The 724-nt window shown below is 82.0% G+C and carries 1 protein-coding gene; it reads left to right on the plus strand.

The window, feature by feature from the left end:
* Positions 1-674: HEAT repeat domain-containing protein (locus GQS09_RS28370; RefSeq protein ID WP_165990357.1), on the plus strand; the 674-nt coding region annotated here is incomplete at its 5' end.
* Positions 675-724: the final 50 nt, after the last annotated feature.

Here is a 724-nt window from a genome sequence, read left to right on the forward strand (position 1 = left end):
TGCTCACCGCCGCCGCCCGGGCCGAGCCCGCGGTGCGCGCCGCGGCACTGCGCCATCTCGCCGAGCGGGAGGACCCCGCCGCACTGGACCTGATCGAGGCCGCGGCCGCCGACCCCCGGCGGGAGGTGGCCGAGGCCGGTGCCCGTGCGCTGTCCCGGATGTCCGGGCCGCAGGCCCTGGACCGGGCCCGCGCCTGGGCCGGGCGGCACGACGAACTCGGCGCCGCCGCGGCGGCGCTGCTGGCCGCACGCGGCGGCGCGGCCGACGGCCGGCTGGTGCTGGAGGCGCTGCGCCGCACGGTGCGCGTGCAGGGGCCGGACGGCGATCCGGGCGCCCTGTGGCCGCTGGTGGACGGCGCGGGGCGGCTCGGCCTGGCCGCCGCGGCCCCGGTGCTGCGGTACGTCTACCGGGAGACGGTCTCCTCCCAGCTGCGCGGCCGGACGGCGGTCGCCCTGGCCGCCACCGACCCCTCCTTCGCCGCGGGCTTCGCCGTGGAATGCCTGTGGGACTGCGAGGAGGACACCCGGGCGGTGGGCGCCCGGCACGCCACCACGGGAGACGCCCGGGTGGTGGAGCGGCTGCGCAGCCTGGCCGCGGATCCGGCCGAGGAGGCCGGGGTGCAGACCGCGGTCCGCGGCCGCCTGCACGAACCCCCGCATCCGCCGGCTCCCTGACCGCCCGGCGGCCGGCCGGCGGCCACCGGCCCCGCCCCCGGCGCGGGCAC

The organism is Streptomyces sp. YIM 98790, assembly GCF_011421595.1.
Classification (GTDB): domain Bacteria; phylum Actinomycetota; class Actinomycetes; order Streptomycetales; family Streptomycetaceae; genus Streptomyces.